Consider the following 22,304-nt stretch of genomic DNA (forward strand, 5'->3'; position numbering starts at 1 on the left):
CTCCGGCGCCGCCAGCCCCGCCACCGCATCGCGCCCGGCGCAGAGCGTGGCAGCAGCGTTGTCCAGAAATCCGCGCAGCTCGGGCAGAACCAGCGCCTGCCCTTCCGGCAGGCCGGTGGCGGCCTCGAAAGCCCGTTCCAGCGCCTGAACCCCGGCGGTGCAGGCCTCGAGCCCGGCGATCATCGCCGCAGCCTCCTCGGGTTGCTCGGCAGCAAACGCCCGCGACGCGGCGCTGACCCGGCTGACGCGCTGGCCATGCGCCGAGACCAGCGCATCCTTTTCCGCCTGCGACAGCCCGGAGGCGGCGCGGTTGAGCATGGCGAAATCGCTCAGCACGGCGCTGGCCAGATCGTCGCCCGAGATCGGGCCGATGCCGCGTACCACCAGCGGAAACCCAAAGCGCAGATCGCCGAGCAGGCCGTTGTCGTCGTTCTCGAGATCCTTCAGCGCGTTGGCACGGGGCAGCGATGCGGCCTTGGCATCCGGCCGCTCGCGCAGCGCCGGGTGCAGGCTGTCCCAGTATTGCGCCAGCGTCTGGGTCAGCATGTCCAGCCCCTGCGCAAGCCCGCCGAACCCGTCGAGCGCAAACCCCGCCCGCACGAGGATCACCAGCAGCTTCAGATCGCGCCCTTCGCTGGCCAGCGCCATGCCCTGATCCGACACCAGCTGCCAGGAAACCTGCGGCGCACCGCCGTTGATGCTTCCGTCCGGGTTGAGCCTTACGCTTTTGTCTGCCGGGTCCAGAAGCCGGTCGATCGCAAGGAAACGGTCATCGTGCCTCAGCTCCACGCCCGAGGGCGCGGGGCCCTCAATCGGTGCAAGAAGAGTCGAGACGTCCATGAAATCGGCCTCTGGGAAAAACACAAACAACTATCAGGAGTGTCGCAGAGCACCTTGATTCTGGCAACAAAGTTGACGGTACGGAAATCCATGCCTCTGGCGCCGCTTGCCGCAGCGCGGCATTGCGCAAGACGCGAAACGGCATCACCGGAAACGCGCGGCGGCATCACTCGAAGCTGTAGTCGAACCCTGCCGGCCCGCCGGTGACGGTCACCCGCGAGATCGCCTGCCCGTCCAGTTTCGCGCCCAGAATGCGGCGCGACAGCTCTGGCAGCAGGGTGTTGGTCAGGATCGCGTCGATCATCCGCCCGCCGCTTTCGATCTCGGTGCAGCGGTCCTTGATCAGCTGCAGTGCGCCCTCGCCCATGACCAGTTCGGCGCCATAGCCTTCGCCCAGCCGCCGTGCGATGCCGCGCAGCTTGTGCCCCGCGATGGTCTCGATCATCTGCTCGCTCAGCGGGTAGTACGGGATCGTCACCACCCGCCCCAGAAGCGCCGCCGGAAACACCTTCAGCAGCGCCGGGCGCAACGCATCGCTCAGCTGCTGATCGTCGACCCATGCGCTGCCATTTCCGGTCAGGCGCATGATCTCGTCCGAGCCGACGTTCGAGGTCAGCAGGATCAGCGTGTTCTTGAAATCGATGCGGCGCCCTTCGCTGTCATCCATCATGCCCTTGTCAAAGACCTGAAAGAAGATCTCGTGCACGTCGCTATGGGCCTTCTCGACCTCGTCGAGCAGCACCACGCTATAGGGCCGCCGCCGCACGGCCTCGGTGAGCACGCCGCCCTTGCCGTAGCCAACATAGCCCGGCGGTGCGCCCTTGAGCGTGCTGACGGTATGGGCCTCCTGATATTCGCTCATGTTGATCGAGATGAGGTTGTCTTCGCCGCCATACATCAGCTCGGCCAGCGCCAGCGCGGTTTCGGTCTTGCCAACGCCCGAGGGGCCACACAGCAGGAACACACCCACCGGTTTTTCCGGCGCCTTCAGCCCCGCCGCCGAGGTCTGGATGCGGTTGGCGATCATCGCCATGGCATGGTCCTGCCCGACCACCCGCCGCGCCAGATCTGTGGCCAGCGACAGCGCCTTTTCGGTCTGGCTCGCCAGCATCCGCCCCATGGGAATGCCGGTCCAGTCCTGCACCACCGAGGCGACGGCCATGGCATCGACCGCCGGCAGGATCAGCGGGGTTTCGCCCTGCGCCGCCTCAAGCGTCGCCATGCGCTCGCGCAGCGCGTCCAGCGTCGCGCCCCGGTCGAAGTCCGGCACATCGCCAAGCGCGCCGGTGTCATCGAGCGCCGCGCCCGCGCCGCGCAGCTGGGCGCGCAGCTCGAGGATTTCCGCGACGATGGCCTTTTCGATATCCCACCGGGCGTTGGCGGCATCGAGCGCCGCCTGCGCCTCTATCAGGGCGGCGGCGACCGTGGCGGCGCGCTCGGCCACCTCGATGCCGATGGCCTCTTCGCGTTCGATGATGCCCTCCTCGATCATCAGGGCGGCAAGGCGGCGCTCGCAATCCTCCACCTCGGCGGGAGTGGCGTGCTGGCTGACCGCCACCCGCGCACAGGCGGTATCGAGCAGCGAGATCGCCTTGTCCGGCAGTTGCCGCGCCGGGATGTAACGGTGCGACAGCGACACCGCCGCCTCGATGCTTTCATCGAGCAATTCGACCTCGTGGTGCTTTTCCAGCACCCCGGCAACGCCGCGGCACATCAGCACCGCCTTGGCCTCGTCGGGTTCATCGACCACGACGGTCTGGAACCGGCGGGTCAGCGCCGGGTCTGGTTCGATATGCTGCTTGTACTCGGCCCATGTGGTGGCCGCGATGGTGCGCAATTCGCCCCGCGCCAGCGCCGGTTTGAGCAGGTTGGCCGCATCGCCGGTGCCAGCGCTGCCGCCCGCACCGATCAGCGTATGGGCCTCGTCGATGAACAGGATGATCGGGATGTCGCTGCTTTGCACCTCTTGAATCACCGCCTTGAGACGCTTTTCGAACTCGCCCTTCACCGAGGCCCCGGCCTGCATCAGGCCGATATCCAACAGGTGCAGTTCGACATTGCGCAGCTGCGGCGGCACGTCGCCGCGGGCAAGACGCTGCGCGAAGCCTTCGACCACGGCGGTCTTGCCCACGCCAGCCTCGCCGGTCAGGATCGGGTTGTTCTGCTTGCGCCGCAGCAGGATGTCGACGATCTGGCGGATTTCCGGATCGCGCCCGACCACCGGGTCCATCTTGCCGGCCCGCGCCTGCTCGGTCAGGTTGGTGGCGTATTGCCCCAGTGCCGACTTGCCCCCCGGCGCGGCTTTCTTCGCCTCGGGGGCGGTGGCGGGGCGTTCGATGCTGTCGACCAGCAGCGTGTCGAGCTGTTCGGCCATGCCCGCACCGATCTTGTCGAATTCGAGGCTGATCTTGAACAGCAGCCCTTCGAGCACCGGCACCTTGAGCGCCGCAAGCAGGATGTAGGCCGAGCGCACCTCGGTATCGCTGAATTCCAGCGTCGCAAGGCTCCACGCCTCCTGGATGGCGCGAAAGATGTGGTCGGAGAATTCCTCGACAGAGCCAGCGCCATGGGGCAGCGCATCGGTGGCCTTGAGGATGTCGCCATCAAAGCGGTGGCGGTCGACCCCAGCAACCTCTAGAAGAATCGCCATGTCGGAAAACTCGGTATCGGCGAGTGCGGTGATGAAGTGCACCAGCTCGACATAGGGGTTGCCACGCCGCTTGGCCGCCTGCGCCGCCTCGGAAAAAGCCTTGAGACAGGTAGGGTTGAGTTTGCCGACAAGTTCCTTGCGCTTGATCGTCTCGGTCGATCCGCGTTGGGCCATGGCTGCGACCTCTCATGGTAATAATAGTTGTCCGGAGGGGCCCGGAATGAAATAATCGAATGATATTCTGCGGGCAGCTTAGCCCAGAACGCGGTTTGACGCGAGATTTTTGCAAATGCTCCGGACGCGAGGCCTGACGCCATGACGACACCGCCCTTCCCGTCCGACATCTTCGCGCCCGGCGATGTGCTGAACAACACGCATGAGATTCTGGGCGTTCTGGGGCGCGGTGGCACCGGCGAGGTCTACCTTGCGCGCAATCAGGTGACCGAGCGCAAGGTAGCGATCAAGGCGCTGAACGCGCAGTTCAGCGGCCAGTCGGAATATATCGAGCTGATGAAGCGCGAAGAGCAGATGCGCAGCATCTTCGACGATGCGGTGGTGCGCTATTGGGAATGTTCGCGCTCGACCGACGGGCATGTGTTTCTGGTGATGGATTACATCGAGGGCCCGTCGCTGAACGAGCTGATGCTCGAAGGGCGGATCGACGAACACGATCTGCTGATCGTGGCGCACCGGGTGCTGGAAGGTCTGCGCGCGACCCATGCCCAAGGCATCGTGCACCGCGACCTTTCGCCCGACAATATCATCCTGCGCGGCGGGCGGCCTGACAAGGCGACGATCATCGATTTCGGCATCGCCAAGGATACGGCGACGGGGGCGCGCACCATCGTCGGCAAGCAATTCGCCGGAAAATACGAATACGCCGCACCCGAACAGCTGGACGGCAACGCCGATACCACGGCGGATTTCTACGCGCTTGGGGCTTCGCTGCTGGCGGCGGCGCGGCGCGAGGTGCCCGATGTGGGCACCAGCCCCGGCGAGGTGGTGCGGTTCAAGGCGCGCACGCTTGACAGCACGGGGCTTGGCGCGCCGCTGAAAGAACTGGTCGACTGGCTCTGCGCCCCCGATCCCTTGCAGCGCCCGCAGAGCGCGCAAGAAGTCCTCACGCGGCTTGATGGCTGGCTCAAGCCCTCCGAACTGGCGCCGCCGCGCCGCTCCCGCAAGGGGCTGGTGCTGGCCGGCGTGCTCGGGGCGCTGGTGCTGGGCGGGCTTGGCGCGTGGCTGTCGGGCGCGCTTGATGGGCTGGGCACGTCGCCGCTGCCGCAGGCGGCGCCCTATCGGCTGGCGGCGATGCATGGCAGCGGCGAATCGGTGCTAAGCGGCAATGCCCCGGACGAGGCCGCCGCCGAGGCGCTGCGCGCCGCCTTTGCGCAGGCCACGGGCGAAGCCCCGCCCGCCGATGGGCTGACGCTGGCCATCGGCCTGCCGTTCGAAACATGGCCCGACGAGATCGCGGCGCTGCTGGCGCGGCTTGCCCCGCTGAACAGCTTCGAACTGGCGGTGACCGACAGCTCGGCGCATCTGACCGGGCTGGCGCCCGATCTTGCCAGCCGCGACGCCCTGCGCACGGCGCTTGCCACGCCCGGCGGCGCGCTGTCGCTCAGCACCGATCTTGTCGCCGGGCCACGAACCCTGCCCGCCTCGGCGATCGCGCCGCTGCTGGGCCACCTGTCCGATTGCGGCCCGCTGGCGCAGCTTGATGGCGATGCCACCAGCTATGCGCTGTTCGACACCATAACGCTGACCGGAGATGTATCGTCGGAGGCGGTGAACACCGCGCTTGGCGACGCCCTGACCCCGGTGATTGGCGATCGCAGCCTGCGGCTGGAAACCCGTGTGCTGAACCCCGATCTATGCGCCATCCGCGCCGCACTGCCACAGGTCGCGCCCGGCCCGTTGTCGATCTGGCTGGGGCGCGGTGCCAGCGGCGAGGCGGCGCTGACCGGGGTGTTCCGCACCGGCGACAACCCTGTCGCCGAGATCCAGCTGCCCGCAACCATAGATGGCACGCTCTGGGTGATGGTGGTCGACAACACCGGCAAGGTGTTTCACCTGCTGCCCAACGTCAACGCCGGGGAAACGCAGGTCAGTCGGCTTGGCAGCATCGAGGCCGGGCTGCGCCGCATCCGCGTGCTCTGGCCGATCGAGGCGCTGTCCGAAGACCCGACGCGGCTGGCGGTCGAGGTCACCGAGGGCGATTACGGCAAATCCGAGATCGTGGCGATCCTGTCCTCCGAGCCGCTGTTCGACATGCGCCGCCCGCGCGACGAAAGCGTCGCCGCTCTTGCCGAGGCGCTGGCCGAAGACCTGCCGGGGCGCGAGGATGTCATCCTTGGCCTTGCCTCGCGCATCATCGACGCGCGCCCCTAGATCGCCAGCGGCGGCGTGGGGCCGGTTTCCTCAAGCTCCCATATCGCGCGCCATTCGCCGCCCCGCCGTTCCAACGCAAGGAAATTGCGCTGCGCCACGTAGCGGCGGCGCTGGCCGGGCAGCGGCAGGATGCGGATCGGGTGGCGCTCCAGCGGCGCCTCGCCCAGCCCCGACAGCAGCCCCAACGCCCGTGCGTACCACACCGACGGCGCGCCGTGCGAAATCCCCGAGGCCACCAGCTGGTGCAGCGGCCCGTCCGGGGTTGTCATCTCGGCGCGGGTGGCAAGGTGGATTTCACCCGACAACACCGTCACCGGGCCGCGCGCATGCATCCGCAGCACTTCGCACAGCATCCGCCGCCATTCGGCGCGGTGGGCGCGGCTTTGCCACTGGTCGCGCAGGTCGTCTTCGTATTTCTGCATCTTCGGGATCGCCATCATCGCGCCTTCGATCAGCGACAGCCGCGGCCCCAGCAGCGGCACCGACGACAGCAGGAACATCCGCCCGCCGCCTTGCGTCTCTTCGACGCCCTTCCAGCCTTCGAGCCCCATGACCTGCCGCCGCCCGCGTTCCGAACGCAGATCCGGCGCCAGCAGCGTCACACCGGGCAGCGCATGGCGCCACGACAGGCTTTGCCCGCCCGGATCAAGGAAGAGCTGCGGCGCGTCGGCTTCCACGGCGCCGTGCTGGAACAGCAGCGCCATTTCGCGTGCGACGTGGAACAGGCATTGCCCGATGGCCGAATGCGTCGCCTCGGAGGACAGCGAGCCCCAGCCATCGCAGATGTCGTGATCGTCCCACATCGAGAGCTGCGGCACCCGCGCCACCAGTTGCGCGCAAGGCCCCGCCGCAAAGCCGCGCAGGTACAGATCGAAGAATCGTTCGCGCAGATGGGTTTCCAGCCCGCGCAGCGCCTCGGGCGAAGGGGCGCGGGGGATGTGTTCGGGCCAGTCGTTGGTCAGGGGGTGGCCATCGGTCGCCGCGTCGGCATAGACCTGATCGCCGCCCATCAGCAACAGGCAGAACGGCGTGGCCGCGTGGCGCCGCGCCAATCGCTGCCACATGGCGTTGCGCAGATCGGCGGGGCGATCCCAATCGCCATGTTCCTGCCCGTTGCACGAGACATAGGCGATGCTGATGTCGCCCTGTGTCGGCAGGCTCACGGCATAGGACACGCCGCCCAGCGCATAGGCCGGATCACCCGCGCCCAGCGCGAAATCATAGCGCCACGCCACCCGGCCCGCGCAGCTTGTCAGCCGCTGCGGCGCCACATCCTGCCCGCCCGCGCGCAGCGCGCCGGGCTGCTCGCCAGCGGGGCAGATCAGAAGCGCTGCCAGCCGCACGCCCTGCCCCTCCATGCCCCGGAAAAAGAGCACCGGGCCAACCCGTTCGCCACCTGTCGTCATGCGCCTGCCTTCCTTGCCGCTGTTTTGCGATGAGATAGGCTTGATACGCAGGAAAACCCCGTCTTTGTCGAAAGACCCGACGCAATGCCGCGCAAAGCGGGTTTTCCGATGTGGGCGAACAGGGCAGGATGGTCGCGATATCATCGCCCGAGTGTTCAGCTTCGAAAGGCGCCGCATGTCCGACTGGTCCAGAGGCTACCCGGCCCACAACGCCTACCTTGACACGATGCAGCCCGAGATCTCGCCGTTTCGCTGGCGAACGGCATTGCTGGCGGCGCGGGTGTCGATGCCCTCGACCCGGCGGTTCCGCTTTCTGGAACTGGGCTGCGGCTCGGCCCATACGCTGATCGCGCTGGCCGCGCTCTACCCCGAGGCCGATTTCCTTGGCGTCGATTTCATGCCCGAACTGGTGGTGCGCGCACGCAAGCTGATCGCCGAGGTCGGGCTGTCCAACATCCGCATCGAAGAAGCCAGCTTTGCCGAGCTGGCCGACGCTCCGTGCCCCGAGCAATTCGACTACGCCGCCCTGCACGGCGTCTGGACATGGGTCGATGCAGACACGCAAGGAGAGATCGTCGCGGTTCTGGGCAAGTGGCTGGCCCCCGGCGGGCTGGCCTATGCGGGCTATAACTGCATGGCGGGCTGGGCGGCGGCGGAACCGATAAGGCAGATCTTTCGCAGCGCCCCGCAGGGCGATCCGTCGGCGCCCTACACCGCCGCCCGGCTCGCCACCGAGCAATACCTCGCGCTCAGTGACAATCTGCAACTGCGCACGCTGTGGCAGCGGCTGTCGCAGATGCCCGACAGGTTCCTTGCGCATGAGATCGGCGCCACATGGGGCGGCGCCTGCTGGCATCCGCAGATCGAGGCCGCGCTTGGTGCCGCCAAGATGGGCTTTGCCTGCCCCAGCGAGCTGTCGGAACAGTTCGATCCGCTGTTTCTAGAGGGCGCGCGGCTTGAAATGGTCACGCGCGGCACCGCGGAAGGCTGGACCCAGACCGCCCGCGATCTGGCCTATGGGCGCAGCTTTCGCAACGATCTGTTTCATCGCGGCGCCCCTCGGCTGAGCGGACCCGAGATGATCGACGGGCTGCGCGGCTTGCGGGTTCTGGGCTGGAACCGCGACGCGGGCTTCGGGCCGCTGGCCCGGCTGACGCTGCGCGACAGCCCTGTCGCCGAGCCCGACATCGAGGATTCCATCGCCCGCGCCGTCTCCGACGGGCCCAGCCTGATCGGCGATATCGTCGATGCGCTGGTGCTTGATCCGCAGCGGGCGCTACAGGCGGTTCTGGTGCAGATCATCAAGGGCAACCTGCTGGTGATCCGCACCGACGACGAGATCGCCGCCGCGCGCGACGGCGCCCGTGCCTTCAACGCCGTCGGCAAGGCGCATTTCGACGCGAGGCGGCACGTCCTGCCCTGCCTTGCCTCACCAGTGCTGGGCGGCGTGGTGATGTTGCCCGAAAAGCTACAGAAGATCGCCTATGGGCAGCGCGACTGCGACGCGCTTGATCTGGACCGGCTCAGCGCGCTGGAGCTGACGAGCTGATCATTCGATACCATAGGCGGCGCGCAGCCCGCGCTGGGTGCCGGGGCCGAAATCACCGTCAAGCGCGCCTTGGTAAAAGGCATTCTCCTGAAGCCGGGCCTGAAGCGCCCTACGCGTTTCGGGCTTGAACTGGTCGGGATGCTCCGTCAGCACCTTGAGCACCTCGGTGCTGCCCGCCCGCAGCGCGTCATACAGATAGGCCGCCGCCGCGTCCGGCCCCTTGCCGCCGATCAGCCCGTCGTCGATCAGCGCCGCAAAGTTGAACATCGCCTGCGGGTGGCGCAGATCGGCCGCGCGTTCGAAATAGATCATCGCCTTGGCCGGATCTGCGGGCAGCCCCAGCATCCCCTGATACTGGAAAAACCCCATCTCGTTGAGCGCATCGGGATAGTCCTGCCGTGCCGCTGCCTGATACAGCTCCAGCGCACGGGCCGGATCCTGCGGCACGCCCTTGCCGGTCTCGTATTGGCGCGCCAGTTCGAACTGCGCCTCCGGAGAGCCCCCCTCTGCCGCGCGCGTCAGGTATTCGGCCGCCTTGCCGGGATCGAACCGCGCATCCGACGGGTTGAGCCGCATATAGGCCAGCCCCAGCAGCGAGCGGGTGTCACCACCATCGGCCAGCATTGCCAGCTGCGCCTCGTCGTCGGGGCGCAGCGAAGACCACGCCAGCACCGGATCAGCCGCCAGTTGATCGCCCCCCGCAAGATAGAACGGAATGCCCGAGAGCGAGCCATAGGTGTGCGGCTCCTGCCGGTTGCCGGTGGCTTGCAGCACTTGATCGCGCACCTGCCGGAACATCAGGCTGATCTCGAGCCCCGGCTGTTTCAGTCGGTCCATCAGCGCGGCGGCAAAAGGGCTGTTGGCGCCAGTGCCATCCAGCGCCACCGCACCATCCTTGGCGGCAAAGGCCACCAGCGTACCGCGATCGGGCGTCGGCTGCGCCATGCCGCCAAGGCTGCGGGTGCCACCCCCGACCACGCCCTCGGCGCTGGTGGTCGCGCTGTCAGGGGCAACGAGATCGCCAAACGGGTTGTCGCGGCAGGAATCCAGAATGACGATGCGCATCTTGCGCGCCCGGTCTACCGCTTGCAGGAAATCATTCAGCGACAGCGCCTGATCGGCCACCTCGCGGTTTGAGGCGACCTTGGCGTCGGCGGGGATCAGGTAATTCTCGCCCTGAAATTCCACCCCGTGCCCGGCGAAATAGATCAGCGCCAGATCAGCGGTTTCCGCCTGAAAGGCGAAATCGCGCAGCGCGGTCGCCATCTGCGTGCCTGTCGGGTCGGTCAGCTCGGTGACATCAAAGCCGATGCCCGACAGGGTTGCCGCAATGCCATGAGCGTCGTTCACCGTGTTGGCCAGCTGCGGAATTGCGGCGTATTGCGCCACCCCCATCACCAGCGCGATGCGCTCGGACGCCGCCGCACAGCCCCCCCAGACGCACAGGATCACAAACAGGACACGGGTCATGGCGGTGGGTCTTTTTGGCTGTGCCCGTCGATGCGGGCCGGGCAGGAAATCTGGGGCATCATGCAATCCTTGCGAGAAGGATCATGGCACAGATGTGCCGATCCGGGAAGGAAACTCTGGAAATTTGCGGCATTTCTGGGCAAGCTTACGTTACAGCACTTCTGTATTTTTGTTCGAAAGACTTTACCCATGTACCAGTGCCTGAAACCGCCCGGACTCTGTCTGCCGCTTGCCCTGATCGGGGCGCTTCCAGCCGCGGCGCAGGATGACAGCGGGCTCGACAAACATCTGACCTTGCTCGGGGTTCCCTCGGCTGTAACCGCGCCGCACGGCTCGGTCTTTGCCTCGCTCGCCTATGCCACGCAGCGCGTGAACAGCAGCGAGGACGAGGGCGACGGTTCGCTGGCGCTCGGCCTCGGGCTGGGCGACATCAACGACGGGCTGGGCATTCAGCTGACCTCGCAGATCGTTTCGCTGGAGAACGATTTCGCCGATTCGGGGTTTTTCGGGCTAAAGCTGGGCCGACGGATCAGCGCCGGGCAGACACCGCTGTATCTTGGCCTGTCGGTGGGCAATTTCGGCGCATGGGGGAATGCGGACGACAACGATACCACCGTTGACGCCATGCTGACCGGCTTTCACCTGTTCGACACCGGCGGCAGCGCCCCGACCCCGGTGATGTTCTCGCTGGGCTATGGCAGCCATGTGCGCGATCGCTTCACCGAGCCGGGCGGCTTTGCCGGTATCGGCGTCGGGCTGTCGCCATGGCTGGCCAGTTCGGTGTCATGGTACGGCGATTACGGCACGCTGGGCGTTTCATGGTCACCCCCGAGCAACCGCAAGCTGTCGATCACCGCATCGGTCGTCGATGTCACCGATGCGATCGACGAGCGTCGCGGCGTGTTCAGCGTCAACTTTGTCCTTCCCAAGGCCTTTGGAGGCTGACCCATGCGTATTTCATTCGCCATTGCGCTTTGTACGCTGGCCACACCGCTTTTCGCGCAGGAGAACGGCGGCGAAGGGCCGATCTACACGCCGCCCGGCCCCGTTCACACCCCGCAGGCGCATTTCCCGGTGACCCCGGTGCCGCCCATCACCATCATCCCGCCGCTGACCAGCATCGCCTCGGGCGAGCCGCGCCTGACCGCACAGGAGGCAAACGAGGCAAGCACGCAGGAAATCGTCGATGCGATCTCGCGTTCGGTGGGGTTCTGCAACAGCTTGCGGCAGGATGCCTACAAGGTCGACTGCCTTGCCTATGCCTATTGGGAGGTGGCGCAGGATCTGCCACGCACCGGCGATTACGCCGCGGTGCGCAGCACGCTCGAGGATGCCGCGGCGCAGATCAGGCGCATCGCCGAATCCAACCGTGCCGCCGATCTGCCCCGCGCCAAGGCCCGGCGCACCGGCAGCGCCCCCAAGACCACGAGCCGGGCCCTCACCCCGGTTGCGCCGGGCCGCCTGCCACAGGCCCGCGCCGCCGCCGAAGCGGTGATCCGCGAAGCGCAGACCACGCTGATCCGCTCGACCGGCAATTCCGACCGGCGCCGGGCGCAATTCGAAAAGATCTCGACCGCGATGGAAAGCGGCACCATCCTGCTGCGCGCCATATGACGCGCCGCGCATCATCGGAGGCACGCTGATGAAGGACACCGTTTTCAATCATGTCGCCGGGGTCAGCTTTGCCACGCTTGCCGGCTTTGATGCACAAGGGCGTGCGCTGGTCGCCCTGCCAGATGGTGCGCAGATGCCGGCACGCGCGCTGGTGGCGCTTGACGCCGCGCTCATCGGTGCCGAGCTGGCGGTGACGCCGGTGGCCGATGGCGCCGGGCTGCTGATCCTCGGGCTGCTCGATCCGCCCCGGCCAGAGCGGCACGTGATCGAGGCCGCGCGCGAGCTGGTCCTGCGCTGCGGCGAAACCAGCGTTACGCTGACATCGGATGGGCGGCTTACCTTGCGCGGCAAGCAGCTGCTCAGCCGCGCCGAGGGCGCCAATCGGGTGCAGGGTGCTTCGGTCAAGCTGAACTAAAGCGCGACATATTCATTGCCCAGCGCCTCTTCGGCGCGGGCCAGCGCGATCAGCTCGGCGCGGGCGGCGCTGGCATCGGGGGTATAGGGGCGCGACGTGTCAAAGGCACTACGCGGCACCAGCGCACCCTGCGGAAAATCGATATCGAAGATGTCGCCTTCCATCAGCGGATCACGCGCCGCAAGATGATGGGTCAGCAACCGCGCCTGCACCGTTTCGAGCCAGCTGTCAAACTCGCCGCCCGCCGGCAGAACATGCCGCGACAGGTTCAGCGCGTAACAGGCCGGAAAGGCCATGTCCGGCGCATCGCCGGATTCATAGAACATCTCGTTGACGATGCCAAAACCCGCCATCAAGGGGCCAAGCACCGGCCCCGACCAGTGCCGGTCATCCAGCCCGATGTGCCGCGACCAGCTGCGGTTGACCAGCGCCGCCCAGCCCGCCGCGATGTAATCGCGCGGCATCGGATCGTCGTTGGCGGCTGAAAACCGGTGCTCGACCCATTCGCACAGCGCCAGCGTCAGCGCCCGGCAGGCATTGGGGGTCAGGGTGCGGAATCGTGCCAGTTCCTCGTCGAAGCCAAAATAGAAATACGACTGGAACTTCCATTCGTCCCATTGGAATTCGACCGGGGCGGCGCGATCGAGCCGGGCCAGTTCTGGCGTCAGGGTGGGCTCGATCATGTGTAGGGCTCCCCTGCAAAGCCAAGCGCCTTCATCTTGTCCGGCGGGTTCAGATAGGGATTTGCCGCCCAGTCCACCTTTTGCAGAAAGGCCGCATACAGCGCCGCACGCATGCCCGGGTCGAAGGGGAGTGACAGGTTAGCCGCCTCGGGCGGCAGCGGCGGGCCGATCAGCCGCGCCTTGTAGGCGCTATAGCCGTCATCCTTCGGCCTTGGCGGATCGGCGCGCTGCTGTTCGGGGTTGGGCGCGATCACGGCAAGGCGGGTGACAAGCCCGCGCGCCCAGTCCTTGAAAGCATTTTCGAAACGCGCCCCCATGACATGCTGGCTCAGCGCGACGATGTTCGCGGTATCCTGCAAGGGTGGAAACGGGTTGTGCCTGCCCGGAGAGCGCTGAAAATCCGTGGTTCCGTTCATTGCGATGGTCTCGACGATCTCTTCGATCAGACCGTATTCGTCTTCGTACTCCTCGAAGAAATAGGGGCTGTCGCGGTTGAAATACAGCGGGCTGGCCTGCCAGCACAGGTTGACCTCGGCGATCTGAAGCAGCTTGGTGACATCCCCGGCCCGAGACAGCCGACGCGCCGCCCAGATCATCGATCCCGCCGCCAGCAGGGTCAACGCGTTATGGGTCTTGCCCAGCAGCGCCTCCTTGAAGGGGGTCATCCGGGTCGGTGCACGATGGTCTTCGGGGCCGGTCCAGTCGAAGCCGTAGGGCGGCGTCTCCAGCCCCTCGGGCAGATCCATGATATCGTACAGACTGTCACCCATCGCTGTCCTCCTTTCATTGGCAACCGGGCTGCGGGGGCGTCATCCGTCAAGGCTGGTTGGCTTTGGCTTCTTGCCGGGCCTCGCGGAGTCATCGGCCTTGCGCTTGGTTCCCTTCTTGCGCTCATAGGGCTCTTCGCAGCGGTCGACCGGCTCGTTCTCGGCGTCGCAGATGATGATCGTCATGCATTTGCAGGCGGCTTCGATGGCGTTCTGGCAATTGCTGCACGGCCGGTCGTCACCGCTGATCTGGCCCGGCGGGTTCCCGCGCGTCTGGTGGTTCCAGTCGATCTTGAGCAGGACGCGATCATCCTTGGTCAGGGTCCGGCCCGAGGCCTGCGCCGAGCTGCCGATATCGTTGAGGATGTTCAGCTCGGCATGGGCATGCAGCCCGCCGCCGGGATGATCATAGGGCTCGTCCGGACAGAACGGAAAGCGGTAATGGGTGACCGTATCGGCGTAAAAGCTGCCATCCGCCTTGGTCTTGCGGATCTTGTTGCCCTGCGCATCCAGCCTGTGCCTGCGCCCGTCCCGTTCATAGACATGGGCGGTACGCGCGGGGGTGGTGGTGGGCGCGCTCAGCGCGTTGTTCTTGGCATTGGCCAGCGCATTGGTCGCCGAGGTTCCGGTATAGCCCGCACCGGCGCTGCCCCCGGCGGGCACATAGGCACCGCTGGTCACGGTGCCGGCCTGCTGAAAGGTGGTGCCGCTGGAATTGATCGCAACCTCGTCGTTGCGGCGCGGCGTGCCATCCGGGTTGGGGTCGTCGTCGCGCTCGCGGTTGCGAAACTCGGCGTTGCGCGCTTCGAGCGCCGCGCAGTCGTCGCTGTTTGGCGGCCCCGGCGGCGCGCCCCCGGCGACACTGGCGGTAAAGGCGGTGGCGGGGTTCATGTGGTTGGTCGAGGTCAGATCGAGCAGGCGCTCGGCCCCCTTGCCTTCGAACAGCACGTCAAAGGAATACATCTCGAACTTGGTCTTGCCCTGAATCGTGTGCGACACCACGTCCATGCCAAAGCTGCGGGTCGCCGGTTCATTGCCGTTGCATTTCTTGTAATCCGAGCCGTTCTGCTTGCCGACCTCCTTGCCCTGAATGAACACCGATCCGGTGCCGTTGACCGTATTGCTGGCCATGTCGGTGACCGGGTACGGGATCGGGATCGGCCCGGCAGGAGGGCTGGGCGGCGACAGGCACACGCTCATCATGGCGCAGATCGACTTGTTGCCGTCCTTCTTGGCGCTGACCTCGCGCATGTTGGCGAACACGTTACCCATCGCACCATTCCCCCGTCATCGCGATCCGCTCGCCATCGTCTTCGCCCGCAAAGATCATCGCCCGGCCGGGCAGAAACCCCGAGCGGCCCGCCTCGAACGCCCAGCCCAGCGCGGCGGGCAGGATCGCCGCGCCGCATTCGCCGATGCAGCGTACCACGTTCCAGTGTTCCACATGCCCGCGCGGGCGGCGCGAGCGGTTCTCGGGCGGCAACCGGTCCAGCCGGGTGACGGCAAAGGCCTGCTCCTTGAACCGGTAATGTTCGCCGTTCAGATCGCCCAGCGTCACGGTGATGTCGTGAAACGGGTGCCCGGCGGCCTCTAGCGCCGAGCGCATCGCCTGCGTCAGCCCCTCGCCGGTGACCGGGGTGTCGCGGCTGCCGCCATCGCGCGATGGTTCCTGCCCGCGCCCGAAGCCGGTCAGCACCAGCCCCTGCCCGCGCCCGGGCGACACCAGCACCGCCGCCGCCGCCTCGCCAAGGATCAACCCCGAGGTTGCCGAGCTGCCCAGCAGCCGCCGATCGCGCCGGTAATGATCGGCGATCACCTGTTGCAGCAGGCTTTCCACCCCCAGCACGATGGCCAGCCCCGCGCCGCTGCGCCGCGCCCGGCCCAGCGCCCATGGCAGCGCCGTGCGCCCGCGCGGGATCACCGTGCTGCCCTGCGGCCATGGCCTGCCCAGCAGCGCAGGGATGCCCTCGGTCACGATCTCCTCGAGCTTGGCGCTGCGCCCGGCACGCCCCGGCGGCGCAACGCACAGGATCACCGGCACCTCGCGCGGATCATGGCCCAGCTCTGCGGCGCGCTCCTGCGCCTCGGCGATCACCGGGGCGGCCAGATACGGCAGGTAGGTCTCGCCCTCCCACCATTGATGGGCATGAACCCGGCAGGCGGGCAGACGCTCGCCATTGCCGCGATCCCACAGCATCGCCTGCGTCGCGCCCGACATTTCCGCCCGCATCGCCGCCACCGACGATGGCCCGTCATGCCCCGAAGCGGTCCACATGGCGTAGCCGCGGATGGTGATGGTCTGGCTCTCGGTCATCGCGGCGGCTCGCGGCGCAAGGTGATCTCGGCCAGATCGTGCAGATCGCGGTTGCAACTGAAACGGCTGCGCCATGTCAGCGACAACTGGCGGCGTTGCGGATGCACGACAATGGTATCGAGATTGGGCAGTTTCTGGCTGACCGGGCCGTTTTTGCGCAGAAAGCTCAGCACCAGCCGTTCGCGCGGCAGCGTCATGCCAAAGCGCCCCTCGGGGGTGAGGCCAAGCAATTCCAGCGGCTCGCCCCCCTGCGGATAGGCGATCTGCTGATCACTCGCGGCGCATTGGAAATAGCGAAAGTCGAAATCCTCGGGCAGCAGCGGCGTGCGGTGATCCAGCCAATGCTGATCGTAGGTGCCGGTATGGCGGCGACGCGGCAGCCACGAGCGGCCCACCGGCCCCAGCGCCATCGGCTGATAGGGCCCCAGCGCGTCGTTCACCGGCTTGCCCGGCTGATAGGTCACCGGCAGCGGCGCACCCTCGCGCTCGGCGCGGTTGGGGTAATAGCCGACGCCGCAGGGGTTTTCCTGCCATGTCGCCGCATGGCCGGGGATCAGCGGGTCGGGATCGCTGCCGCCCCAGGCATGATCGTAACCGATGGCCAGCTCGGCAAAGGCGCGCGGGTCCGACACCCGGTGCCCTAGCCCCGAACGCAGCCAGATCCGCGGGCCGCTCACCTCGAACACCTTTTGCCAGCGCCCCAGACGCATCCCCACTGTCAGCGCCGTCACCGGACGCCCGCCCGGCGCCATCGCCATGCCGTCGCAGACCACATCGCACAGCGGCTTCATCAGCGCGAAATCGTTTTCCAGCACCGGGGCATCGGTTTCGGGATTGGCCCCGAAGACATCGCAATACAGTGGCTCTGGCTGCAGTTCGGCCAGCTGCGGCACGCCCCCCGGCTCGGGAAAATCGTAGCGCGCTTTGATCACCACCAGCACGATCTCGCGCCCCGCCAGATCGAAGCCGAACCCGGTCTGCGCAACCATCGGAGAGGTGTTCGTCAGCTGCATCGCTCACCAAGCCCTCCCGAAACCGGCGCCGTTGACCCGCGGCGGCGAGGTCCAGTTCGGCAGCGCCGCCCCCGGCGCGCGCAATGCCTGGGTGATGGCGATCCAGCGATGGCGCGCCTGATAGCGCACCTCGGGGCCGGGCGCGCCGTCCCATGTCCATGCCGCAAGGCCAAGCAGCAGCCGTTCCGCCTCGGGGTAACCTTTCTGGTGGCTGTCGATCCAGCGGGCAAAGAGTTCGGGGTCGGGCCATGGCGTGCCAGCCTCGGCAAAGCTTTCCACCGCCGACAGGTCGAGCCCGTCCGGATCGTCGGGGAAATCCTCCAGCTCCATGTCTTCATGCGCGACGTAAAGCCCGGTGATCTGCTCAAAGGCCGACACCGCGACGCGCGCCTGGCTTGGCTCTTCCATCAACCGCAGCAGCGTGGTCAGCCCGCCCGACCAGCCCAGCGTGCCGATGGCCACCGTGCCCCAGCGCCGGGTTGCGGGATCGGCGAGCAGCGCGGCGATGCCTTCCGCTGCCTCGTCGCGCGGCAAGGCCAGTGGCAGCACTTCGGCAAAGCGCCGCGCCATGGCGCCGCCGGGAAAGCGCGCCGGATCGCCCAGCCGCTGCGCCGCGCCCGCATCGCCCAGCAGCACCGAGGCCAGCGCCGCCTCGTCCCCCGGCAGATCACGCACAAGCGGCAGCAGATCGGCGCGACCCAGTTCCCCGGCAAGACGCGCGGCGGCAGACATCACCCCAGGGTCGGGATCTCCCAGCGCGCGGGCCAGATGGTCGAACGGATCGGCGCGGGCGATGCGGCAGACATGCAGCGCCACCGTGCGCGGCAGCGGGTCGCGTCCGGTCAGCCAGCCCGACATCACCGCCGACAGCTGGGCCGGCGCGCAGCACGCCGCCGCCTCGGCCAGACGCAAGGGCTGGTCGGGCGCCGCGCGGCCAAGGCCAAAGGCCGCCTCGATCAGATCGGGCAGGCCCAGCCGCAGCCCCACATGCAACAGCACCCCCGCCGCATCGGCGGCTTCAGTCAGCTCGGCCTCGGCCAAGGCGATCCGCGCAGCCTGCACGCCGCCGCAGATCAGCCCGTCAAGATGACCGGCAAGCCGTTGATCAAGATCGTAAAGGTCTTCAAGCCGATAATTCGGCGCCTCGCAGGCGAGCGCGCGCTGCGACAGAAGAAAGGCTGCATCCTCGGTATGGATTTGCAGCAGGTCCGGGTTCACGAGACGGTTTCGGACGCAAAACACCTGACTGGCCAATTCTATGATTCAAACAAATGCTGCTGCAATCCTAGCACATAATTCCCGGCGCGCGCGCAGCTTTCGCGCGAAGGGGCGGTCAAGGTCCGGGGAACCTGACCTAAGGGCATCCGGCAGCTGCCCAATCGCGCAGCGCCGCCTTGAAGCTGCCGCCCAGCGGATGCTTCTTGTCGAGCGCCTTGTCGCTGCTCACGTAGGTCTGCGCCTGAACACAGATGCGATCCTCGGTCCAATCGTGGCAATTCGAACATTTCTGGCCTTTCCAGTAGTCATCGGGCAGGCCCTCGATGGGCGGGAACAGCGGGGTCGAGTTGATCAAATCGGCGATCGAGCGCCCGTTGACCGCCGGTTCGGGCGACACCAGCAGGCCGCGAAACGTTGGCGGCACGTCCGGCGCGGGGGCCGGCGCTGCGGCGATCACCTCGGGCGCGGGACCGGGCGCGCCCGCGCCGTCGGGGTCGTTGCCCGCCGCAGCGCTCAGCGCCGCCACCTCGCCGCTGGCATATTCGGCGAAAGTGCCGTCGGGATAGCCCTCAAGGTAGCGCTGCCAGCCCGCGATGCTGCCCTGCGCCTGCGCCGCGTCGAACAGGCGCTGCTCTTCGGACGACGGGCCTGCGGGGGTGGCAGAGGCCGGAGCCGCCTCGCCCGCCAGTTCCTGCGCAATAACATCGGTCAGTAGCGTGCGCGCCTCTTCGGCAAAGACGGTGTCGCCATAGCCGCGCAGGAACAGCATGATCTGCACCGCATCGCGGGTGTCCTTGATCGACTCCCAGAACTGGCGCGCCTCAAGATCGCGCGAGCTGAGCTTTTCCGCCTCGGAAAACGCGAAGTTCGAGGTCAGCGACGAGCTGTCCCAAGGCGTCTGCGCGCCGCCGGTGGCACGGATCACCTCGACCCGCACCTGCTTGAACATCTGCTCGATCGCAAGGCCCGGGGTCGGCATCAGCCGCGCCACGGCGGCGGTAAAAGGGCTGTTGCCCGCCGCCCCGTCCAGCGCCACGCTGCCCGGCGCGGTGGCATAGGCCAGAAAGGTGCCGGTGGGGGCCTTCATCTCGGCAAGGCCATTGTCACCAAAGGCGGGAATGGCGCTGAACGGGTTGTTGCGGCAGGCATCGAGGATCATGATATTGGTGCGGTTCCCCGCCGAAGACATCTGCCGCAGCACCGATTGCACCTCCACCGCCACCAGATCGAGATCGGCCGCATCCTGCAATTGCACGCTGACCGGCAGCAGGTAGTTGCTGCCAAAGCTCTGCACCCCGTGCCCGGCATAATAGAACAGCCCCGTCGCCTCGGGGCCCGCCTGCCGCAGGCTGCGCCCAAATTGCGAGATGCCGCGCACCAGCGCCGTGCGGTCGCTGTCGATCAGCTCCTGCACCTCGAAGCCAAGGCTGCGCAGGGTGGCCGCGACAAGGCGCGCATCGCTCGCCGGGTTGGGCAGCGGCGTCACCGCGACGTAATTGGAATTGCCCACCACCAGCGCGATGCGGGTTTCGGCCCGCGCCCCCGAAGCGCAAAGCGCGACCACCGCCACCATCATCAGCCATCTGCAAATTGCCATAGGAAAACCCCCGAGCCCCGTGCCGTTCATCCGCTGATCAATCGTTGTATTCAAATGCGCCCTGCACATGGCGCGCCCCCCGGAGTTTAGCGAAAATGCGCAAACCACCGAGCACAATATTGCCCGAAGGGGCGTTTTTCGCGTAACATTGTTGCATAGCAAGCCCCCTGTTTCCAGTCATGTTGTTCCTGTCACACGAAGGGCCCGCCCGATGATTTTTTCCAAAACCACTGTCTTTGCAGCGTTTTTCGCCGCCATGGCGCTGCTGCCGCCGCCGGTTGTCGCCCAGCAGATCGACCCTTTCGAAAACGGCTGGACGCTGGATGCCGAGGCCTCGCAGCTGCGATTTATGTCGATCAAGAAGGACACCATCGCCGAAACCAGCGAATTCGCGACGATCTCGGGGCTGATCAACGCCGATGGCAAGGCGCAGATCCGGGTGCTGATGGATAGCGTCGACACCAATATTGATCTGCGCAATGTGCGGATGCGTTTCCTGTTCTTTGAAACCTTCAAGTTCCCGGAGGCCACGATCACGGTCACGCTTGAGCCCGACGCGCTGCGCGATCTGCACGCGGTGCGGCGCAAGATGGTGCCGGTCGATTATCTCGTGGCCCTGCATGGCGCCGAATTTGCCAGCAGCGCCGAGGTCGCCGTGACGCTGATCAGCAACGACCGGGTGAATGTGTCGACCACCAATCCGATCGCCCTGTCGCTGACCGATTTTAATCTCGAGGAGGGTCGGCAAAAGCTGATGGAGGCCGCCCAGGTCGATATCGTGCCGGTGGGGCTGGTGAGCTTTGATTTCGTCTTTGACCGGGCCTCGCCGGGCACGCCGCCGCCGCAGCTTGCCACTGCCCCCGCCGGGGCCTCGGCGGCGCTGGAAACCAGCGGTGCCTTTGATCGCGAAGCCTGCCTTGGCCGGTTCGAAATTCTGTCCAAGGCCGGGAACATCAATTTCAACGCCGGCTCGGCGCGGCTGACCGCCGACAGCAATGCGCTGTTGGACAATCTCTATGACATTGTCAGCCGCTGCCCGGATCTGATGCTCGAGATCGGCGGCCACACCGATGCCGATGGTAGCGATGCCACCAACATGGCGCTCAGCGAAAGACGCGCCGGGGCGGTGGCCGCATGGCTGCGCAACAAGGGCATTCCCGCCGCGCGCATGACCGTGGTCGGCTATGGCGAAAGCCGCCCGCTGCGGCCCAATGACAGCGCCGAGAACAAGGCGCGCAACCGGCGGATCGAATTCACCGCGCTGAATTAGGGCGCCGCGCCGGCCATGCCCGGCAGCTCGGACCAGAAACGCGCAAGGTCGGGCACCGCATCGGCATCAAACACCAGCGCCTCTGGCTGCCCGTCGGCGACCAGCAGGGCGATGCCGAGCCCCTCGAACGCGAAGGTCAGCAGCTCGCCCCGGCCAAGCGTTTCGGCCAGACCGCCCGGCCCCAGCCAGCCTTGCAGCCGCTCGATGGTGTCGGCGGGAACATCGCCCTGTAGCTCTGGGGCGCCTTGCAGCGGCACGCGCGCGATCAGCACCTCGGCGGCGGCGCCAAGCAGCGTGTCGCGCCAATCCTGCGGCGCGCAGAAGGATGGCGCGAGGCCAAGCGCGGCATAAAGATCGCGCGCGCACAGTCCGGTCTGGCCCTCGTCAGGCGCAACCTCGGGGCGTTGCGGGTGCAGCGAGATGTCGCCCCCGGTCAGCCGCGCCGACAGCAGCGCCGCGACCCGATCCAGATCCTGCGCCGTCAGCGCCCCTTGCGGCAGGTCGGCGCCGCGCAGTTCGACCAGCCGCCCGTCCGCGACCAGCAGGTCGGCCACCGGCACACCATCCTGCGCCACCGCCAGCCAGCGCGGCAGCACGCAGCCGCGCAGCGCGCGCAACACCGCGCCAAGCGCGTCTTCGCGCCCGCAAGCGTGGGTGATCTGCGCGGGCGCAACGCCATAGGCTGCTGCCCGCCCCAGCAGGCTGCGCAGGTCCACCGCGTCGGAACGACCGGTCATTCGCCGCCTCCCTGCGGCGCAAACACCGCAGCGGCGCGCTGCGTGATGCCAGACACATCCGCCCCCGGCGCCAGCAGGCAGCACAGCGCCTCGCCCCCCTCGCCGCGCAGAAAGACGCGCAGGCCGCGCGGGCCGGCAATGATCACCGGCGACAGGGCACCGGCCTCGAACAGCTGGCGCGCCTCGCGTTCGAGCGCGTCCAGATGTTCCTGTGCGTGGCGCACCGCGCTATCCGTCAGCAGCACCGTGCGCGCACCAAGATCGACCAGCGCCGCCAGTTCACATCCCGGCTGCGCTTTGCGGAAATCGGCAAGGGTGGGTCTGGTCATAAGGGGCGCCCTCCGGCCTCCGTGATCGCACGGCTGCGGTTAAA

19 protein-coding genes are annotated in these 22,304 nt (G+C 67.0%); 6 read left to right on the forward strand and 13 right to left on the reverse strand.

Annotated elements, in window-relative coordinates:
• Together KO516_RS03275 and tssH are read right to left on the reverse strand one after the other, a co-directional pair.
• Positions 1–840 (reverse strand): ImpA family type VI secretion system protein (locus tag KO516_RS03275; RefSeq protein ID WP_216002383.1); only part of this gene is annotated, 840 nt, incomplete at its 3' end.
• A 166-nt stretch (positions 841–1,006) separates the two neighbouring features.
• Complete coding sequence (gene tssH / locus KO516_RS03280) at positions 1,007–3,664, reverse strand: type VI secretion system ATPase TssH (RefSeq protein ID WP_216002384.1); 2,658 nt, start codon at positions 3,662–3,664, stop codon at positions 1,007–1,009.
• Positions 3,665–3,805: 141 nt separating this feature from the next.
• Between tssH and KO516_RS03285 the strand changes: the two genes are divergently transcribed.
• Positions 3,806–5,878 (forward strand): serine/threonine protein kinase, encoded by a 2,073-nt coding sequence (locus KO516_RS03285; protein WP_216002385.1) that lies wholly within the window; start codon positions 3,806–3,808, stop codon positions 5,876–5,878.
• Here KO516_RS03285 and KO516_RS03290 read toward each other — a convergent pair.
• Positions 5,875–7,284: an alkaline phosphatase D family protein gene (locus KO516_RS03290; RefSeq protein WP_216002386.1), complete on the reverse strand. Its 1,410-nt coding sequence runs from the start codon at positions 7,282–7,284 to the stop codon at positions 5,875–5,877. The two genes, KO516_RS03285 and KO516_RS03290, sit on opposite strands and share 4 nt — an antisense overlap.
• A 175-nt stretch (positions 7,285–7,459) precedes the next feature.
• On the opposite strand from KO516_RS03290, the gene KO516_RS03295 reads away from it, so the two are divergent.
• Positions 7,460–8,833: a class I SAM-dependent methyltransferase gene (locus KO516_RS03295; RefSeq protein WP_216002387.1), complete on the forward strand. Its 1,374-nt coding sequence runs from the start codon at positions 7,460–7,462 to the stop codon at positions 8,831–8,833.
• Here the strand turns inward: KO516_RS03295 and KO516_RS03300 are convergent, their stop codons facing one another.
• Positions 8,834–10,303 carry a caspase family protein gene (locus tag KO516_RS03300; protein ID WP_216002388.1) on the reverse strand — a complete coding sequence of 490 codons (1,470 nt, stop codon included), beginning with the start codon at positions 10,301–10,303 and terminating at the stop codon, positions 8,834–8,836.
• A 189-nt stretch (positions 10,304–10,492) separates the two neighbouring features.
• On the opposite strand from KO516_RS03300, the gene KO516_RS03305 reads away from it, so the two are divergent.
• From KO516_RS03305 to KO516_RS03315, 3 genes are read left to right on the forward strand one after another with little or no spacing between them, the layout of a single operon-like run.
• On the forward strand, positions 10,493–11,248 hold the full coding sequence (locus KO516_RS03305) for a hypothetical protein (protein WP_216002389.1): 756 nt from the start codon (positions 10,493–10,495) through the stop codon (positions 11,246–11,248).
• A gap of 3 nt (positions 11,249–11,251) precedes the next feature.
• Positions 11,252–11,917 (forward strand): hypothetical protein, encoded by a 666-nt coding sequence (locus KO516_RS03310; RefSeq protein WP_216002390.1) that lies wholly within the window; start codon positions 11,252–11,254, stop codon positions 11,915–11,917.
• Between the two features lie 28 nt (positions 11,918–11,945).
• Complete coding sequence (locus tag KO516_RS03315; RefSeq protein WP_216002391.1) at positions 11,946–12,332, forward strand: DUF6484 domain-containing protein; 387 nt, start codon at positions 11,946–11,948, stop codon at positions 12,330–12,332.
• Here KO516_RS03315 and KO516_RS03320 read toward each other — a convergent pair.
• From KO516_RS03320 to KO516_RS03350, 7 genes are all read right to left on the reverse strand, one after another.
• Positions 12,329–13,015, reverse strand: a complete 687-nt coding sequence (locus KO516_RS03320; RefSeq protein ID WP_216002392.1) for a hypothetical protein — start codon at positions 13,013–13,015, stop codon at positions 12,329–12,331. The two genes, KO516_RS03315 and KO516_RS03320, sit on opposite strands and share 4 nt — an antisense overlap.
• A complete protein-coding gene (locus KO516_RS03325; protein ID WP_216002393.1) occupies positions 13,012–13,785 on the reverse strand; it encodes a hypothetical protein in 774 nt (257 codons plus the stop codon). The genes KO516_RS03320 and KO516_RS03325 overlap by 4 nt, the downstream gene beginning before the upstream one ends.
• A gap of 39 nt (positions 13,786–13,824) precedes the next feature.
• The gene (locus tag KO516_RS03330; protein ID WP_216002394.1) at positions 13,825–15,054 is read right to left on the reverse strand and encodes a DUF4150 domain-containing protein; all 1,230 of its coding nucleotides are present in this window, start codon (positions 15,052–15,054) and stop codon (positions 13,825–13,827) included.
• Positions 15,047–16,096: a 3-oxoacyl-ACP synthase gene (locus tag KO516_RS03335; protein WP_216002395.1), complete on the reverse strand. Its 1,050-nt coding sequence runs from the start codon at positions 16,094–16,096 to the stop codon at positions 15,047–15,049. The genes KO516_RS03330 and KO516_RS03335 overlap by 8 nt, the downstream gene beginning before the upstream one ends.
• Complete coding sequence (locus KO516_RS03340; RefSeq protein ID WP_216002396.1) at positions 16,093–17,109, reverse strand: DUF2169 domain-containing protein; 1,017 nt, start codon at positions 17,107–17,109, stop codon at positions 16,093–16,095. The genes KO516_RS03335 and KO516_RS03340 overlap by 4 nt, the downstream gene beginning before the upstream one ends.
• A gap of 3 nt (positions 17,110–17,112) precedes the next feature.
• Positions 17,113–18,327 (reverse strand): hypothetical protein, encoded by a 1,215-nt coding sequence (locus KO516_RS03345; RefSeq protein WP_216002397.1) that lies wholly within the window; start codon positions 18,325–18,327, stop codon positions 17,113–17,115.
• Between the two features lie 136 nt (positions 18,328–18,463).
• Positions 18,464–19,924: a caspase family protein gene (locus KO516_RS03350; protein ID WP_216002398.1), complete on the reverse strand. Its 1,461-nt coding sequence runs from the start codon at positions 19,922–19,924 to the stop codon at positions 18,464–18,466.
• A gap of 211 nt (positions 19,925–20,135) precedes the next feature.
• Here KO516_RS03350 and KO516_RS03355 point away from each other — a divergent pair, with 211 nt between their 5' ends.
• The gene (locus tag KO516_RS03355; protein ID WP_216002399.1) at positions 20,136–21,194 is read left to right on the forward strand and encodes an OmpA family protein; all 1,059 of its coding nucleotides are present in this window, start codon (positions 20,136–20,138) and stop codon (positions 21,192–21,194) included.
• Here the strand turns inward: KO516_RS03355 and KO516_RS03360 are convergent.
• Complete coding sequence (locus KO516_RS03360; RefSeq protein WP_216002400.1) at positions 21,191–21,931, reverse strand: hypothetical protein; 741 nt, start codon at positions 21,929–21,931, stop codon at positions 21,191–21,193. The two genes, KO516_RS03355 and KO516_RS03360, sit on opposite strands and share 4 nt — an antisense overlap.
• A complete protein-coding gene (locus KO516_RS03365) occupies positions 21,928–22,260 on the reverse strand; it encodes a hypothetical protein (protein WP_216002401.1) in 333 nt (110 codons plus the stop codon). Before KO516_RS03365 ends, KO516_RS03360 begins: the two co-directional genes overlap by 4 nt.
• Positions 22,261–22,304: the final 44 nt, after the last annotated feature.

It is taken from the genome of Citreicella sp. C3M06, from assembly GCF_018860705.1.
In the GTDB taxonomy this organism is placed as follows: Bacteria; Pseudomonadota; Alphaproteobacteria; order Rhodobacterales; family Rhodobacteraceae; genus Salipiger.